The 16,710-nt window shown below is 72.4% G+C and carries 15 protein-coding genes; 10 read left to right on the forward strand and 5 right to left on the reverse strand.

The window, feature by feature from the left end; all coding sequences use genetic code 11:
* Nucleotides 1-56 precede the first annotated feature (56 nt).
* The 4 genes from OC439_RS07420 to OC439_RS07435 all read left to right on the forward strand — a co-directional run bounded on the left by OC439_RS07420 (nt 57) and on the right by OC439_RS07435 (nt 2,672).
* Nucleotides 57-275 (forward strand): winged helix-turn-helix domain-containing protein, encoded by a 219-nt coding sequence (locus OC439_RS07420; protein WP_262012805.1) that lies wholly within the window; start codon nt 57-59, stop codon nt 273-275.
* Nucleotides 276-356: 81 nt separating this feature from the next.
* Nucleotides 357-857 (forward strand): cation:proton antiporter regulatory subunit, encoded by a 501-nt coding sequence (locus OC439_RS07425; protein WP_047892103.1) that lies wholly within the window; start codon nt 357-359, stop codon nt 855-857.
* Between the two features lie 5 nt (nt 858-862).
* On the forward strand, nt 863-2,080 hold the full coding sequence (locus tag OC439_RS07430) for a cation:proton antiporter (RefSeq protein WP_194800188.1): 1,218 nt from the start codon (nt 863-865) through the stop codon (nt 2,078-2,080).
* Nucleotides 2,081-2,243: 163 nt separating this feature from the next.
* Nucleotides 2,244-2,672, forward strand: coding sequence for a hypothetical protein (locus OC439_RS07435; RefSeq protein WP_262012806.1), 429 nt, complete (start codon nt 2,244-2,246; stop codon nt 2,670-2,672).
* A gap of 209 nt (nt 2,673-2,881) precedes the next feature.
* Here OC439_RS07435 and OC439_RS07440 read toward each other — a convergent pair whose 3' ends face one another.
* The 5 genes from OC439_RS07440 to dnaK all read right to left on the reverse strand — a co-directional run bounded on the left by OC439_RS07440 (nt 2,882) and on the right by dnaK (nt 7,642).
* Complete coding sequence (locus tag OC439_RS07440; protein WP_013283368.1) at nt 2,882-3,088, reverse strand: hypothetical protein; 207 nt, start codon at nt 3,086-3,088, stop codon at nt 2,882-2,884.
* A 176-nt stretch (nt 3,089-3,264) separates the two neighbouring features.
* Complete coding sequence (locus tag OC439_RS07445) at nt 3,265-3,705, reverse strand: heat shock protein transcriptional repressor HspR (RefSeq protein ID WP_120572381.1); 441 nt, start codon at nt 3,703-3,705, stop codon at nt 3,265-3,267.
* Nucleotides 3,706-3,729: 24 nt separating this feature from the next.
* Nucleotides 3,730-4,914 (reverse strand): molecular chaperone DnaJ, encoded by a 1,185-nt coding sequence (gene dnaJ / locus OC439_RS07450; protein ID WP_262012807.1) that lies wholly within the window; start codon nt 4,912-4,914, stop codon nt 3,730-3,732.
* Nucleotides 4,915-4,993: 79 nt separating this feature from the next.
* Nucleotides 4,994-5,731: a nucleotide exchange factor GrpE gene (grpE, locus tag OC439_RS07455; RefSeq protein ID WP_262012808.1), complete on the reverse strand. Its 738-nt coding sequence runs from the start codon at nt 5,729-5,731 to the stop codon at nt 4,994-4,996.
* Nucleotides 5,732-5,779: 48 nt separating this feature from the next.
* Entirely contained in the window at nt 5,780-7,642 is a 1,863-nt protein-coding gene (gene dnaK, locus OC439_RS07460; RefSeq protein ID WP_013473404.1) for a molecular chaperone DnaK, read from the reverse strand.
* Between the two features lie 210 nt (nt 7,643-7,852).
* Here dnaK and OC439_RS07465 point away from each other — a divergent pair, with 210 nt between their 5' ends.
* The 6 genes from OC439_RS07465 (at nt 7,853) to OC439_RS07490 (ending at nt 16,706) form a co-directional block, all read left to right on the forward strand.
* On the forward strand, nt 7,853-9,673 hold the full coding sequence (locus OC439_RS07465; protein ID WP_262012809.1) for a dynamin family protein: 1,821 nt from the start codon (nt 7,853-7,855) through the stop codon (nt 9,671-9,673).
* 76 nt (nt 9,674-9,749) lie between these two features.
* On the forward strand, nt 9,750-11,408 hold the full coding sequence (locus tag OC439_RS07470; RefSeq protein WP_262013016.1) for a GTPase: 1,659 nt from the start codon (nt 9,750-9,752) through the stop codon (nt 11,406-11,408).
* A gap of 52 nt (nt 11,409-11,460) precedes the next feature.
* Nucleotides 11,461-12,687 carry a hypothetical protein gene (locus OC439_RS07475; RefSeq protein ID WP_262012810.1) on the forward strand — a complete coding sequence of 409 codons (1,227 nt, stop codon included), beginning with the start codon at nt 11,461-11,463 and terminating at the stop codon, nt 12,685-12,687.
* 785 nt (nt 12,688-13,472) lie between these two features.
* The gene (locus OC439_RS07480) at nt 13,473-13,928 is read left to right on the forward strand and encodes a hypothetical protein (RefSeq protein ID WP_262012811.1); all 456 of its coding nucleotides are present in this window, start codon (nt 13,473-13,475) and stop codon (nt 13,926-13,928) included.
* A 610-nt stretch (nt 13,929-14,538) separates the two neighbouring features.
* Nucleotides 14,539-15,717, forward strand: a complete 1,179-nt coding sequence (gene pdhA / locus OC439_RS07485) for a pyruvate dehydrogenase (acetyl-transferring) E1 component subunit alpha (protein WP_013473399.1) — start codon at nt 14,539-14,541, stop codon at nt 15,715-15,717.
* Nucleotides 15,717-16,706, forward strand: a complete 990-nt coding sequence (locus tag OC439_RS07490) for an alpha-ketoacid dehydrogenase subunit beta (RefSeq protein ID WP_013283358.1) — start codon at nt 15,717-15,719, stop codon at nt 16,704-16,706. Before pdhA ends, OC439_RS07490 begins: the two co-directional genes overlap by 1 nt.
* The last annotated feature ends 4 nt before the right edge of the window (nt 16,707-16,710 follow it).

Here is a 16,710-nt window from a genome sequence, read left to right on the forward strand (position 1 = left end):
GCTTGAGGTTGGAGGCGGTTGCATGGTCGAATGGGCGTGCCATCCGGGGAGTGTGTATGCCCAAACAGCAGTACCAAGTGCTCGCAGACGAACTGAAGAGCAAGATCGATTCGGGCGAGTGGCCACCCGGCACCAAGCTGCCGAGCCGCGCCCAGCTGTGCAAGGAGTACGCCGTCTCCGACACCGTCGTCGGCAAGGCGATGATGATCCTGCGCGCGACGGGTCTCACCGAAACGCTCGAAGGTGTCGGCGTGTTCGTAGCCGAACGGGACTAGACGAGCCGCCCGAGCCGCATCGACCAGTCTGCAGTTCGGCCCCGGAAACAGCACGTGCGCGCCCGGAGTAGCCTCACCCGCGTGCGAGTACGTGTCGAACAGACCGCCCTGCCCGGGATCGGCGTACGTCATGATCTGATGACGGAGTCCGGCCGCCGGCTCGGCGTGGTCTCCCACCGCAATGGCCGTCGCGACCTGGTCCTATACGACCCGGACGATCCCGACTCCTGCCAACACGACATACCCCTGACCGACGACGAGGCGGAGGCGCTCGCCGACATCCTCGGCGCGTCGCTGATGCTGGGTCAGCTCTCCGGTCTGCGCGAGCAGGCCGCCGGGCTGCTGACCGAGCAGATCGCCATCCCGGCGGGGTCGAAGTACGTCGGCAGGCGGCTCGCGGACACCAAGGCACGCACCCGGACCAGCGCGTCGATCGTGGCCGTGCTGCGTCAGGGCGCCGTGAACGTCTCGCCCGATCCCACCTTCCGGTTCGAAGCCGGCGATGTGGTCGTCGTGGTCGGTACCCGTCAGGGGCTCGACGGCGTGACCGCGATCCTCGCCGAGACCGATCCGGACGGCTGACGCGTATGCACGAAACCACAATCCTGCTCATCGAAGTCGGTGCGCTGCTGCTCCTGCTCGGCCTGCTCGGCCGGCTGAGCCGTCGCTTCGGCGTGTCGCCCATCCCCCTGTACCTGCTCGCCGGCCTGGCGTTCGGGCACGGTGGGCTGCTGCCGCTCAACGCCAGCGAGGAGTTCTTCGCGGTCGGTGCCGAGATCGGCGTGATCCTGCTGCTGGTCATGCTCGGCCTGGAGTACAGCGCCAACGAACTGGTGGGCAACCTCCGGTCCGCCGCGCCGGCCGGCGTGATCGACGCGGTGTTCAACGCGCTGCCCGGGTTCGCCTTCGCGCTCCTGCTCGGCTGGGGCTGGGTGGCGGCGGTGGTGCTCGCGGGCGTCACGTGGGTGTCGTCGTCCGGCGTGATCGCGAAGGTGCTCGGCGACCTGGGCCGGGTCGGTAACCGGGAGACCCCGGTGATCCTGTCCGTCCTGGTGATCGAGGACCTGGCGATGGCTCTCTACCTGCCGCTGGTCACCGCGCTGCTCGCCGGGGTCGGCCTGATGAAGGGCGGCATCGCGCTCGCCATCGCGGTGTTCACCGTCGTCGTGGTGCTGGCCGTGGCGATCCGGTACGGCCATCTGATCTCCGCCGCGCTCTCCGCCAAGGATCCGGAGGCGCTGCTGCTCGGGGTACTCGGCCTGACCCTGCTGGTCGCCGGTGTCGCGGCCAAGCTCCAGGTGTCGGCGGCGGTCGGCGCGTTCCTGGTGGGCATCGCGCTGTCCGGGCCGGTGGCGCACCACGCCACCGAGCTGCTCTCCCCGCTGCGTGACCTGTTCGCCGCGGTCTTCTTCGTGTTCTTCGGGCTGGTCACCAACCCGCTGGACATGCCGCCGGTACTGCTGCCCGCGCTGCTGCTCGCAGTGGTGACCATGGCGACGAAGGTGGCTACCGGCTACCTGGCCGCCCGCCGGGCCGGGATCGCCGAGCCCGGCCGCTGGCGGGCCGGCCTGGCGCTGACCCCGCGCGGCGAGTTCTCCATCGTCATCGCCGGGCTGGCCGTCGCGGCCGTCTACCCGGTGGAGCCGAAGCTCGCCGCGCTCGCCACCGCGTACGTGTTGATCACGGTGGTGACCGGGCCGCTGCTCGCCCGCCTGCCGGACAGCCCGTGGTTCAAGCAGTGGCTGCGCACCCGCGCCGCCGCCGCACGGCCGCCCGCGCCGCTGCCCCTGGGCTCCGGCGACTGACCGGGCCGGGCCGGATCAGCCGGGGGCAGATCCGGCCCGGCGTTGTCAAATTGATCCCGGGAAGGTCTACCCCTGCTCCGTCCAACCGCGTTAACGTTTCGGCCCAGCAGCCAGGGTCCGCGGGTGGCCTGTGCCCCCGCCAGCGCAAGCGGAAGGTCGGCCGGTGAGCGTGCAGGAAGAGACGTTCCACGGCTTCGCCAACCCGGTCGATCCCTCGCCCGCCGAGCTTCGGTCGTGGGCGTATCAGCCGGATTCGGTGCCGCTGACCTCGATGCCGCCGGACTGGGATCTGCTGGTCGCCGGTGACCACCTGGTGCAGACGCTGTTCGATCTGGCGATGGACCAGGGCTGCCCGGCGCGGCGGTTCGCGCTGCACTGCCTCTACATCTACGCCGCCGACGGCATCCGGACGAACTTCCGCGCCCACCCCAAGCGCCGGTTCCGCAAGCTGGTCGAGCAGGCCGAGAAGTCCGGCGACGACCTGATGCGCAACTGGGCGCACAACAGCCGGGTGCTGCTCGCCCGGCCGGATCTCTTCGTCTACCGGGACTGGTGCGAGGGCGGCCTGGTCCGCGAGAACCGCCGACTCTGACGCCATCCGTCCCCCCGGGGTCAGCGTCGCCCAGCCACCTCGACCCGTCCGGCCTGGTCGATCATGAACTTGGCGGTGTTTGGTGTCCGGTTTGTCGCCGCCAACTTCATGATCGACCGCGAGGGCGGGTGCGTGGTGCCCGCTCGGCCCTCGGGACACGAACGGGCCGGGATCCCCCGTGGATCCCGGCCCGCACGTCGGCGGATCGTCTAGGTCGACCCGCCCTGCTTCTTGCGCCGCTCGTCGTCCCGCGCCCGGTCCACACCGTGGTCCGTCTGGTCGGCGAAGCGCCCTTCCTTGACCTTGTCGCTGAAGCGTCCCTCGGTGACCCGGTCGAACCGCTCGCGGACGTTCTCGGCCACTTTCTCCAGCCGTTCCTCCGCGCGCTCGGCCACCTTCTTCGCCGGTTCCGTCATGGCTCCCCCCGCCAGCCCGGATTCCGATTTGAGGCTTTTTGCCCCTGCGGAAAATCGTAGTCGACCCCGCTCTGCCGTACCCCGGCTTTCCCCGACCCGGGCGGCGGACCGCCCGGGGAACGACGAAGGCCGGCGCGGCCCCGGGGGAGCGGGCGCGCCGGCCTTCAGGTACGAGGTCAGCGGTCGGGAGCGCGGCGCGGACGCCAGACGACGAGCGCGGTGGACGTGCGGTTGGTGGGCACGAGGTCGCCGCGGGGGAAGCCGCCGAGTGACTCCAGCTCGGCGATCCGCCGGTACGCGGCGTCCAGTTCCGCCTCCAGCCGGGCCACCCGCTGCTGCGCCTCTTCGAGCAGCCGCTCCAACCCGATGATCCGCTTGACCCCGGCCAGGTTGATCCCGTCGTCCTGGCTGAGCCGCTGCACCTCGCGGAGCAGCACCACGTCCCGGACGCTGTACCGGCGACCGCCGCCGGACGCCCGGCCGGCCTGCACCAGGCCCAGCCGGTCGTACTGGCGCAGCGTCTGGGGGTGCATCCCCGCCATCCGCGCGGCCACCGAGATCATCAAGACCTTGGCCTCGTAGGCCGGGTCACCCGAGCCGACGTACTCCTCCGACATGCCCGCTCACCTCCGGTGCCGCCGTCAACTGAATCGACGTACCCGCGCTTCGAGATGTTCCCGCGCGGCGGGCGGAGTCTGCGCCGCGAAGGTCTCCAGCGCCGCCCGCGCCTCGTCCGAGACCTTCGCCGGGACCACCACGTCAAGCGTGACCAGCAGGTCACCGGCGCGGCCGTCCTTGCGTACGACGCCCTTGCCGCGGGCGCGCAGCACCCGCCCACTGGGCGTACCCGGTGGCACCCGCAGGGTCACCGTCCCGTCCAGGGTCGGCACGCGCAGGTCCGTGCCGAGAACCGCCTCGGCGTACGTGATCGGGACGGTCAGGGTCAGGTCGTCCCCGGTGCGCCCGAACAGCTCGTCCGGGCGGACCTTCACCTGCACGAACAGGTCACCCGCCGGACCGCCCCGCTCGCCGGGCTCGCCCCGGCCGGCCAGGCGGATCCGCTGCCCGTCGGCCACCCCGGCGGGGAAGCGCACGTTCAGCGTGCGGGTCTTGGTGACGCCGCCGGTGCCGTGGCACTCCGGGCACTTCTCCTCGACGATCGTGCCGACGCCCTGGCAGTTGCGGCACGGCTCGGAGAAGCTGAACGACCCCTGGTTGCGGGTGGTCACGCCGGCGCCGTGGCAGACCGGGCAGGCCACCGGCTGGGTGCCGGGCTTCGCGCCGTTGCCGTGGCAGGTGTCGCAGACGCCTGGTGCGCGCAGCGTCAGCGGCAGCGTGACGCCGCGTACCGCGTCGTCGAAGTCGAGCGCCACCTCGGTCTCGACGTCCCGGCCGCGGGCCGGGCCGCGCGGACGTGCCGGGCCACCGCCGGCGCCGCCGGAGAAGATCGAGCTGAACAGGTCGGTGAAGCCGCCACCGCTGAACCGGTTGTCACCGCCGCCGGCGCCGCCGCCGAACAGGTCGGAGACGTCGAACGGCATGCCGCCCGGCTGGCCCGCGCCGCGGGCGCTGCGCCGGAAGGCGCCGGAGCCGAACAGCGAGCGCATCTCGTCGTACTCGCGGCGCTTCTTCTCGTCACCGAGCACCGCGTACGCCTCGGAGACGGTCTTGAACCGCTCCTCGGCACCGGTGTCGCCGGGGTTGTGGTCCGGGTGCGACTCCCGGGCCAACTTGCGGTACGCCTTCTTGATCTCGTCCGAGGAGGCGGACTTGTCCACGCCCAACGCGGCGTAGTAGTCCTTCTCGATCCAGTCCTTGGAACTCACCGGTCCACCCCCTTCCACGGGTCGAACCCCGGTCGTCCCGCCCGCCCGGTGCGGGCGGGCGGGACGTCACGGGTCGGCACTACTCCGGGTCCGCGACCGCGACCATGGCGGGCCGCAGCAGCCGCTCGCCGAGCTGGTAACCACGGCGCATGACCTGTACGCAGGTCGGCTCCGTCACGTCGGCGGAGGTCTGGTGCGCCACCGCCTCGTGCCGGGTCGGGTCGAACGGGTCACCCTTCTCGCCGAACGCGGTCAGGCCGAACTTCGCCAGCGCGCCGGTGAGCTGCTCGGCCACGCTGCCGAACGGGCCCACCAGGTCGCCGTGCTCGCGGGCCCGGTCCAGGTCGTCGAGGATCGGCAGCAGCGCGGTGAGCACCGCCCCGGTGGCCTGCTCCTGGACCAGGTTGCGGTCCCGGTCGACCCGCTTGCGGTAGTTGGCGTACTCCGCAGTCACCCGCTGGAGGTCGCGGGTGAGCTCCTCCAGGTCGGTGCGGAGCGACTCCAGCTCGGCGCCGAGCGGCGTGTCCGTGCCGGGCCCGCCGTTCGGCTCGGCGGGCGAGTCGACCACGGTCGGACCGCTGACCTCGGCCTCGCCGCCGATCTCGTCGACCACGACCTCGGCCTCCTCGACCAGCCCTTCGGCGGGCGCGTCGGCGGCCGCGTCGGCCGCCGAGGCGTCGTTCGCCGGCTGCTCGGTCACCTTGCCGAGCTTGCGCTTGTCGCGGATGACGACCCGGGGTTCGTCGCCGGTGTCCTTGCCGGCGCCCGGCGCCGACCCGGTGGCACCCGGGTCGGCCGCTCGTGGCTTGTCCGTCATGCGGTTACCTCATCCCTCTGCGGTGCGAATCGTGTCCGGGACCGGATGTCACTTCTTGTCCTCGTCCACGATCTCCGCGTCGACCACGTCGTCGTCGCCACCGGCCTTCGGGCCACCGGCCGCGCCCGCGCCGGCACCCGGCCCGGCCGCACCCGGTGCGGTCTGCTCGCCCTCCTGCTGCTGGGCGTAGAGCAGCGAGCCCGCCTGCTGGGAGACCTGCGCCAGCTTCTCGTGCGCGGACTTGATCTTCTCGATGTCCTGCCCGCCGAGGGCGCTGCGCAGCTCGCCGAGCGCCTCGTTGAGCTGGTCACGGTTCTCGCCGGGCAGCTTGTCGCCGCTCTCGGCGAGGAACTTCTCGGTCTGCCACTGGAGCGCCTCGGCCACGTTGCGGGTCTCGGCCTCCTCACGGCGGCGCTTGTCCTCGTCGGCGTGCTCCTCGGCGTCCCGGCGCATCCGCTCGATGTCGTCCTTCGGCAGCGAGGAGCCGCCGGTGATCGTCATCTTCTGCTCCTTGCCGGTGCCCAGGTCCTTGGCGTGCACGTTCACGATGCCGTTGGCGTCGATGTCGAACGTGACCTCGATCTGGGGCACGCCGCGCGGGGCCGGCGGGAGACCGGTCAGCTCGAAGGTGCCGAGCTTCTTGTTGTAGGCGGCGATGTCCCGCTCGCCCTGGAACACCTGGATCAGCACCGACGGCTGGTTGTCGTCGGCGGTGGTGAAGACCTCGGAGCGCTTGGTCGGGATGGTGGTGTTGCGCTCGATGAGCTTGGTGAAGATGCCGCCCTTGGTCTCGATGCCCAGGCTCAGCGGGGTCACGTCGAGCAGCAGGACGTCCTTGACCTCACCCTTGAGCACGCCGGCCTGGAGGGCGGCGCCGACGGCGACGACCTCGTCCGGGTTGACGCCCTTGTTCGGGTCACGGCCGGTGAGCTGCTTGACCAGGTCGGTCACGGCCGGCATGCGGGTCGAGCCGCCGACCAGGATGACATGGTCGACGTCGGAGATCTTGATGCCGGCGTCCTTCACGGCCTGCTCGAACGGGCCCTTGCAGCGGTCCAGCAGGTCCTGCGTCATGCGCTGGAACTCGGCGCGGCTGAGCGTCACGTCCAGGTGCAGCGGGCCGGCCGAACCGGCGGTGATGTACGGCAGGTTGATGTTGCTGGTGGTGGCGGCGGACAGCTCGATCTTGGCCTTCTCGGCGGCCTCCTTGAGCCGCTGCATGGCCATCTTGTCCTGCGAGAGGTCGATGCCGTGCTCGCCGCGGAACGTCTTCACCAGGTGGTCGATGATGCGCTGGTCCCAGTCGTCACCACCGAGCTGGTTGTCACCGCTGGTGGACTTGACCTCCACCACGCCCTCGGCCAGCTCCAGCAGCGACACGTCGAAGGTGCCGCCACCGAGGTCGAAGACCAGGACGGTCTGCTCCTTGGAGCCCTTGTCCAGGCCGTACGCCAGGGCCGCCGCGGTCGGCTCGTTCACGATCCGCAGCACGTTGAAGCCGGCGATCTCACCGGCCTCCTTGGTGGCCTGGCGCTGCCCGTCGTTGAAGTAGGCCGGGACGGTGATCACCGCGTCGGTGATCTGCTCGCCCAGGTACGCCTCGGCGTCCCGCTTGAGCTTCATCAGCGTGCGCGCCGAGATCTCCTGCGGGGTGTACTTCTTGCCGTCGATGTCGACGGTCCAGTTGGTGCCGATCTCACGCTTGACCGACCGGATGGTCCGGTCGGGGTTGGTCACCGCCTGGCGCTTGGCGACCTCACCGACGAGCACCTCGCCGTTGCGGGCGAACGCGACGATCGAGGGAGTCGTACGCGAGCCCTCGGCGTTGGCGATGACGGTGGGCTCACCGCCCTCGAGAACGCTGACGCAGGAGTTCGTCGTGCCGAGGTCGATGCCGACCGCACGTGCCATGTTCGCTTCCTCGCTTCATAACGGGTGAGCAGGTCAGACGGCCTGCCCGGCGGGTCGCCGGTAAGCGACCGCACCACAAGTTGAGTGAACTTGACTCAATAGTGCCACGCGATCGCCAATCCGCAAGTCGGGGTTGAGCCGACCCGGCGCAACCCGACCGTTACTACTGTCCGGTTGTCTTACCTTGCGTCGGTCGGGCACGCTTTAGCGGTGACGACGCATGGCGATTCCGCCACCCGTGCCGGCGCGCCCGCCGTCGCAGCCCGCACCGGGCCCACCACGGGCGACGACCAGCCTGCTCACGCCGCCGACGGCCTGCCCGCCGCGCTCACCGGCCTGCGCGCGGCGATCGGTGCGGCCCGCTTCCCGCTCGCCCTTCCCTCGGCCGAGCCGGCCCGGCACGCCGCCACCAGCCTCACCGACCAGCTCGACGACTACCTGCTGCCCCGGCTGGCCCGGCTCGACGCCCCGCTCCTGGTGGTCGTCGGCGGTTCCACCGGCGCCGGCAAGTCGACACTCGTCAACAGCCTGGTCCAGGCTCGGGTCAGCGCGGCGGGCGTGCTCCGCCCCACCACCCGCTCTCCGGTGCTGGTGTGCAGCCCGACCGACGCGGCCTGGTTCCGGCAGGGTGAGCTGCTGCCCGGCCTGACCCGGACCACCGAGCCCAGCGAGCAGCCGGGCACCCTGCACCTGGTCACCGCGCCGGCGCTGCCGCCCGGCCTGGCCTTCCTCGACGCGCCCGACATCGACTCGGTGGTCGACGCCAACCGGGCGCTCGCCGGTCAGCTGCTCGCCGCCGCCGACCTCTGGCTGTTCGTCACCACCGCCGCCCGGTACGCCGACGCCGTCCCCTGGGAACTGCTGCGCAGCGCCCGGGCCCGGGGCACCGCCGTAGCGATGGTGCTGGACCGGGTGCCCCCGGAGGCCGCCGACGAGGTCGCCGCCCACCTGTCCGAGATGCTCGCCGAGCAGGAGCTGGGCGCCTCGCCGCTGTTCGTGCTGCCGGAGACCTGGGTGGACGGGCAGGGGCTGCTGCCGGACCGGATCACCGCGCCGCTGAGCGACTGGTTCGCCCGGCTCGCCGCCGACTCCGAGGCCCGCGCCGCGGTGGTCCGGCAGACGCTCGACGGCGCGCTGGCCGCGCTGCACCCGGTGGTGGAGACGCTGGCCGAGGCCGCCGACGAGCAGGTGAGCGCCGCCGACGCGCTGGACGAACGGGTCCAGGCCGCGTACCGGAGCGCGGAGCGCAGCGTCGACCAGGGGCTCAGGGACGGCCGGCTGCTGCGCGGTGAGGTGCTCGCGCGCTGGCAGGAGTTCATCGGCACCGGCGACTTCTTCCGCGGGCTGGAGGCCCGCATCGGGCGGCTGCGCGACCGGGTGGTCGCGGCGGTCACCGGGCGGCCCGCGCCCGCCGCGGAACTGCGTACCGCGATCGAGTCCCAGCTCGTCACGCTGCTGCGCGGGGTGGCCGCCGAGGCGGCGGAGAACGCGTACACCGGTTGGAAGGCGCACCCGGCGGGTGCGGCGCTGCTGGAGCCGGACCTAGCCCACCCCTCGGCCGACCTGCCGGAGCGGGCCGAGCAGCTGGTCCGCGACTGGCAGCGCGGCGTGCTGGAGCTGGTCCGGGTCGAGGGCGGCGACCGGCGGTTCGTGGCCCGCACGGCCGCGTACGCGGTGAACGCCACCGGTCTCGCCGTCATGATCGGCGTGTTCGCCTCCACCGCGTTCATCCCGACCGGCCTGGAGGTGGCCGCGGGCACCGGTACGGCGGTGGCCGGGCAGACGGTGCTCCAGGCGATCTTCGGCGACCAGGCGGTCCGCAACCTGGCCCGCAAGGCCCGCGTCGACCTGCTCGACCGGGTCGGCAAGCTGCTGGCCGAGGAGGCCGAGCGTTACCTGAGCCGCACCGAGGCCGAGCGCCCCGCCGCCAACGCCGGCGCGGCGCTGCGCTGGGCCGCCGTCGAGGTCGAGCGGGCCCGGCACCGCAGCGGCCTGTTCCCGCCGGCCCCCGAGCAGGAAGTTCGCCCGTGAGCGCGAGGAGTGAGCCGGGTCTGCGAGCCCCGCAGTCGCGAGCAAGGAAGGCACCGTGAGCAACATCGTGGGACGGATGCGCGAGGCGATGCGGGGTGAGCAGCGGGTCGACCCGGACACCCTGATCGAACGGCTCACCGCGATCCAGCGGTTCCTCGGCGCGGTGGACGGCCACGTGCCCGACGCCCAGCTCGTCGCCGCGCACACGGTGGTCGAGCGCGCCGGTGACCGGCTCGCGCTCTCCGGCCGCCACACGGTGGTCGCGCTCGCCGGTGCGACCGGCAGCGGCAAGTCGAGCCTGTTCAACTCGCTGGCCCGGCTGGACCTCTCCCCGGTGGGCGTACGCCGGCCCACGACGGGTGTCGCGCACGCCTGCGTGTGGGGCCCGCTCGACGGCGCGGTCCGGCTGCTCGACTGGATCGGCGTGCTGCCCCGGCACCGGTTCGTCCGGGAGAGCCCGCTGGACGCCGACGACGAGTCCGGGCTGCACGGCCTCGTCCTGCTCGACCTGCCCGACTTCGACTCGGTACAGCACGGCCACCGGCTGGAGGTGGACCGCCTGCTCGGCCTGGTCGACCTGGTGGTCTGGGTGGTCGATCCGCAGAAGTACGCCGACCGCGTGATCCACACCAGCTACCTGCGCGAGTTCCACAGGCACAAGGACGTCACGGTCGTGGTGCTCAACCAGGCCGACCGGCTGCACCCCACCGAGCTGCCGAAGGTCCTCGACGACCTGCGCCGGCTGCTCGACGCCGACGGGCTGGGCGGGGTACCGCTGCTGCCGACCGTCGCGGTGGACCCGAACGGGCTGGAGGGGCTGCGGACCGAGCTGGAGCGTACGGTCGCCGAACGGCAGGCCGCGCTGCGCCGGCTCTCCGGCGACGTGGACGGCGTGGTGGCCGATCTCGAACCGCTCGTGGGGCCGGAACCGCCGCGCACCCGGCCCGGTGACGCCTCGGCTCAGGAGCTGACCCGGGCACTCGCCGGGGCGGCCGGGGTGCCGACCGTGGCGGCGGCGGTCGAGGGCGCGTACCGGCACCGGGCGGTCGGCAACACCGGCTGGCCGCTGCTGCGGAGCTGGCGCAAGCTGCGGCCGGACCCGCTGCGCCGGCTGCACCTGTCCGGGCGGGACCCGAACGCGCCGGCGGAGAGCCTGGTCGCTGCCACCTCCGTACCCGATCCGACAGCCGCGCAGCGCTCCGCCGTCACGCTGGCGATCCGCGCGGTGGCCGAGCGGTCCGCGAGCGGCCTGCCGGCGCCGTGGCCCGCCGCGGTGACCGCCGCGGCCCGGGCCCGGCAGGCCGACCTGCCGGGCGCGCTCGACCACGCGGTCGCCGCGACCGACCTGGGCATGGACCGGCGGCCCGCCTGGTGGCGGGTGGTCGGCGCGCTCCAGTGGGTGGTCACCCTCGCCGCGCTGGCCGGCCTGGTCTGGCTGCTCGTCGGGTACGCGGTGCGCCTGCTCGGCCTGCCGCCGCTGGAGCATCCGACGCTCGGCGTGGTGCCCTGGCCCACGGTCCTGCTGCTCGGCGGCCTGCTGGCCGGGCTGCTGATCGCGGCGCTGACCCGGCCGGTCATCGGGTGGGCGGCCCGGCGGGCCCGGGCGCGGGCGGAGCAACGCCTGCTCACGTCGGTGGGCAGCGTTTCCGAGAAGTACGTGCTGGACCCGGTCTGGGCGGTGCTGGCGCGCTACGGCACGGCCCGGGACGCGCTGCGCGAGGCGGGACGGCACTGAACCCGGCGTGCTGACCGGTGTGGGGGCGGCCGGTGCGGCGTAGGGTCGATGCATGGCCACGCCACAGACCCCCTACGACGCGGTGCTGCACGCCGCGCGCGACGTGACGAGGCTCGACTCGGCCCTGGACGCGGAGATGCTCGGCGCCGCGTTGCTGGGCAGCGTCTACGCCGTCGCGGAGCACGACCGGGAGCAGGCCGTCCGCGAGTTCGTCAGCGGCTTCCTCGCCGCCACGTCCCGGCGCCGCAGCGCCGCCGCGACCACACTGCGGGCCGTCTTCGCCGCGCTGGTGCCCGACGCCGAGGGCGCCGCCCGGGTCCGGCCCGGGGCGTACGCCCCGTCGTGGGCCGGCCAGCTCGGCCGGGTGCGCGTCACCGGCGCCTGGGCGTACGGCGACGTGTACGGCGACCAGACCTCCTACCTCGCCACGTTCGCGTACGACGACGAGGAGGAGGGCGGCCCGGAGCACGCCCTGGTAGCCCTCGTCGACCACAACATCGGCATCACCAAGGACGTCTTCGTCGGCGGCCCGGCCGGACGGATCGTCGAGCAGGCCCGGGAGATCTGCACCGAGGACGAGTTCACCTGGTTCCGCACCGAGGACCCGGCCCGGATGCACGCCGAGGTGAGCCGCCACCTGGCGGTCACCGACGACCTCACCGAGCTGCCCGCACAGGGCTCGCTGGCCACCGACCGGGCGCTCGTGGGCGCCCGGCTGGCCGCGCTCCCGGGGCCGACGCCGCCGGCCGGTCCGGCCGTGATGCCGCCGCCCACCGACGAGGAGCGCACCCGCCTGGTGCGTGCCTTCCTCGACTCACCCGAGGCGACCCGGTTCGGGCTGCCCGAGGTGGCCGACGGCGAGCTGGCCTCGCTGCACTTCTGCCTCGGCCTGCTGCTCGACCACGCGGCCAGCTTCCCGGATGCCGACCCGATGCGGTGGAGCCCGATGGTGGCCGAGCTGTTCCTGCTCGACTGGGTGCACCGCCGGGCCGTGCTGGACATGGACGACGCGGCGATGCTGCCCCGGGTGCTGCGCGCCTGGGCGACGTACGCGGCCCGGCAGCGCGGGCTGTCGCAGTCGGCGGCCGCCCGGACGGACGAGGCGATCACCGAGATGGTCCCGGAGTTCGCGCGGCTCTACAGCACCGGTGAGCGGCGCAGCCCGGCCACCGCGGCGGTGGCGCAGCTCATGGCGGACGGGGTGGACCCGGACGACCCGGAGGCGCTGAACGCCTGGATCGAGGCGAACCGCCACCGCCTCACTGACGACCCGGCCTAGGCATTCCCGTTCGCATGATCGGCACCACGTCGGCGAGGTGGCCGTATCAAGCCGCTCGTGACCACACCACCACGCCGTACTGGTGTCGATCATGCGGGTGACCGACCCGATGGCCTCGGCCCTGCCCTCGTTGATCAACACCACCTCGCCGAGGTGGCTGCATCGAGCCGGTCGGAACCACACCAGCACGGCGAAGTGGTGTCGATCATGCGACCCGCGCGCATCGGGACCACCCCGCCCGACACGCAGGGCTTCCCCCGAACCTCGTTTATCCACACCATTCCGGCGAGGTGGCCGTATCAAGCCGCTCGTGACCACACCACCACGCCGTACTGGTGTCGATCATGCGGGCGCCGGCCCCCAATCACCTCACCCCTCGTTGATCCACGCCATCTCGGCGAGGTGGCTAATTCGAACTGGCCGGAACCACACCACCACCCCGCAACGGTGTTGATCATGCAGCCCGCGCCCTCCAGACCACCCCACCCCACGAGGGCCAGGCCCCCGGAGCTCGTTGATCCACACCACCTCGGCGAAGTGGCTGCATCGGGCCGGGCGGGACCACACCACTACGCCGGAGTGGTGTCGATCATGAGGTGTGGGACACCGACGGGCCGGACGGAACAGAGGTGGCGGACGGATCGGCAGGACCCGACGGATCGGCAGGACCCGACGGATCAGCAGAACCCGACGGATCAGCAGAACTCGACGGGTCGGCGGGGCCGGACGGATCCGATGGGCTGGACGGCTCGGACGAACCTGCCGAGGGCGTCGGCTCGGCGGTCGTGACCGACGGCTCGGGGCTCGGGCTCGGCTCGGGCGTCGGCGTGGCCGGGTCCGACGGCGAGTGCGACGGCGACGGTGAGGGCACCGGCGACGGGCGCGGCGGGCGGACCGGGGTGGGCCGGACCGGCGCGGCCGGCGGCGGGGGCGCGGCGACCGGGCGGGACCGGTGCCGGGAGCCGAGGTCGCTGTCGTCGGGCAGGGCCGGCGCCGCCGGGAGCACCGGTCGCGCCGGGGGCACCGAGGTCACGTCGACGGCGGGCGTGGCCGTGGACGGCGCCGGGGCCTGGGTGCCCTGGGGCATCGGGATGACCACCGGGCCGACCGAGGGGGTCGGCAGGAACGGGGTGCTGGTGTCGGGCAGGGCACTGTTGCCGACGGTGGCGGATCCGGTGCTGATCGCGGCGAGGATCGGCATCGACGCGGTGCCGGCGAGCAACGCCACGGTGAGCAGGTAGCCGCGGCTGGGACCGCCGGTCCCGGTGGCGCGGTGGGCGCCCACGACCCGGCGGTACGGGGAGGCGGGCAGTGCCCGGTGCCGGCCGAGGAAGGGCGTACCTGGTGGACCCTCTGGTTCGGACACCGGCACACTCCTCACGCACGGATGGACGAAGAGCACGCGCGGATATTCGGACAAATGCCGCGCAACAGCTCACCGCAAGCTTGACCCAGTGACGCTCAGTTCACCAGCCGCAACCGCGTGTCGACACACATTTTGTGCGTCGGCCGCACCCACCACTGCGGACAAAAGCGCTTATCCGTCGTGAACCCGATCGAACCTCACCGGCGAGGGAGGCCATACTGTGGGCCCGCTCACCTCCTCTGCAATCATTCAGACACGACGGCAACGCAGCCGCCACCTCCGCGTACCCCGCGGCTGGTGCGGAACGGCGCCGGCGCTCCCGGGCCTGGGTCTGTCCCCGACCGACTCCGGCTCACGCCGCGCGGCAACCCCTACCGGGGTCAGGCGCGGTCGCCAGGGACCGACCCGGCACCAGCCGGGCGGGCGCACGAGGTGCTCGGCTCGGGTAACCCCCGGCGCCGGCGCAGACAGACAGGGAGAGACGGATGGCAAAGGGCGACCCCGGGGCCGCCACCCGCAGCAAGCGGGCCGCACCCCGAACCAGACGCGCCGCCGCGACCGGTGAACCGGAACTCGTACAACTGCTGACCCCCGAGGGTGAGCGGATCGAGAGCGCGCTCGGCCCGGACGGGACCGAGTACCGCGTCGACTTCACCGACGAGGAGTACCGCGGGCTGTACCGCGACCTCGTGCTGGTCCGCAAGCTGGACGCCGAGGCCACCGCTCTGCAGCGCCAGGGCGAGCTGGGACTGTGGGCAAGTCTGCTGGGCCAGGAGGCCGCGCAGGTCGGCTCCGGCCGGGCGCTGCGTACGCAGGACATGGCCTTCCCGACCTACCGCGAGCACGGCGTGCTCTACTGCCGCGGCATCGACCCGATCATGCCGCTGGGCCTGTTCCGCGGCGTCGACCAGGGCGGCTGGGACCCGAACGAGTTCAAGTTCAACATGTACACGATCGTGATCGGGGCGCAGACCCTGCACGCGACCGGGTACGCCATGGGTGTCGCCATGGACGGCAAGACCGGCGGCGAGGACGGCGAGGCGGTCATCGCCTACTTCGGCGACGGCGCCACCAGCCAGGGCGACGTCAACGAGTCGTTCGTCTGGGCCAGCGTCTTCAACGCCCCGCTGGTGTTCTTCTGCCAGAACAACCAGTACGCCATCTCCGAGCCGCTGGAGCGGCAGACCCGGGTGCCGCTGTACCGGCGGGCCGGCGGGTTCGGCTTCCCGGGTGTCCGGGTGGACGGCAACGACGTGCTCGCGTCGTACGCGGTGACCCGGCACGCGCTGGACAACGCGCGCAACGGCCAGGGCCCGAGCCTGATCGAGGCGTACACCTACCGGATGGGCGCGCACACCACCTCCGACGACCCGACCCGCTACCGCATCGCCAGCGAGGTCGAGGCGTGGCAGGCGAAGGACCCGATCGCCCGGATGAAGGCGTTCCTGACCAAGCAGAAGATCGCCGACGAGTCGTTCTTCACCGCTGTCGACGAGCAGGCCCGCACCGAGTCGGTGCACCTGCGCGAGCGCGTGCTCGCCATGCCCGACCCGCAGCCGGTGACCATGTTCGACCACGTCTACCCCAACGGCTCTCCCGAACTGGACGAGCAGCGGGCCCGGTTCACGCAGTACATGGAGTCCTTCGAGGGGAGCGCGCACTGATGGCCACGGAGACGCTCACCCTCGGCAAGGCGCTCAACACCGGCCTGCGGCGGGCCCTGGAGAACGACCCCAAGGTCGTCATCATGGGCGAGGACGTCGGCAAGCTCGGCGGCGTGTTCCGGATCACCGACGGTCTCCAGAAGGACTTCGGCGACCAGCGCGTGATCGACACCCCGCTGGCCGAGTCCGGCATCATCGGCACCGCCGTCGGCCTGGCCATCCGCGGCTTCCGGCCGGTCTGCGAGATCCAGTTCGACGGCTTCGTCTACCCCGCGTACGACCAGATCGTGTCGCAGGTGGCGAAGATGCACTACCGCTCGCAGGGCAAGGTGCGGATCCCGATGGTCATCCGCATCCCGTTCGGCGGCGGCATCGGGGCGGTCGAGCACCACTCCGAGTCGCCCGAGGCGTACTTCGCACACACCGCCGGTCTCAAGGTGGTGAGCTGCGCGAACCCGCAGGACGCGTACGTGATGATCCAGCAGGCCATCGCCTCGGACGACCCGATCGTGTTCCTGGAGCCGAAGCGGCGCTACTGGGAGAAGGGTCCGGTGGACCTGGACGCGCCGATCGCCGACGCGTACCCGCTGCACTCGGCCCGGGTCGCGCGGCCCGGCGCCGACGCGACGGTGCTGGCGTACGGCCCGATGGTCCGCACCGCGCTCGACGCGGCCACCGCCGCCGCCGAGGACGGCCGCGAGCTGGAGGTCATCGACCTGCGCACGATCTCGCCGCTGGACCTGACCGCCGCGTACGAGTCGGTGCGGCGCACCGGCCGCTGCGTGGTCGTGCACGAGGCCCCGGGCAACCTGGGTCTCGGGTCGGAGATCGCGGCCCGGATCACCGAGGAGTGCTTCTACTCCCTGGAGTCCCCGGTGCTGCGGGTGACCGGCTTCGACACCCCCTACCCGGCCGCCCGGGTGGAGGAGGAGTACCTGCCCGACCTGGACCGGGTGCTCGACGCCGTCGACCGCACGTTCGGCTGGTGAGCGG

The organism is Micromonospora sp. Mcm103 (genome assembly GCF_024519755.1).
GTDB classification, from domain to species: domain Bacteria; phylum Actinomycetota; class Actinomycetes; order Mycobacteriales; family Micromonosporaceae; genus Micromonospora; species Micromonospora aurantiaca.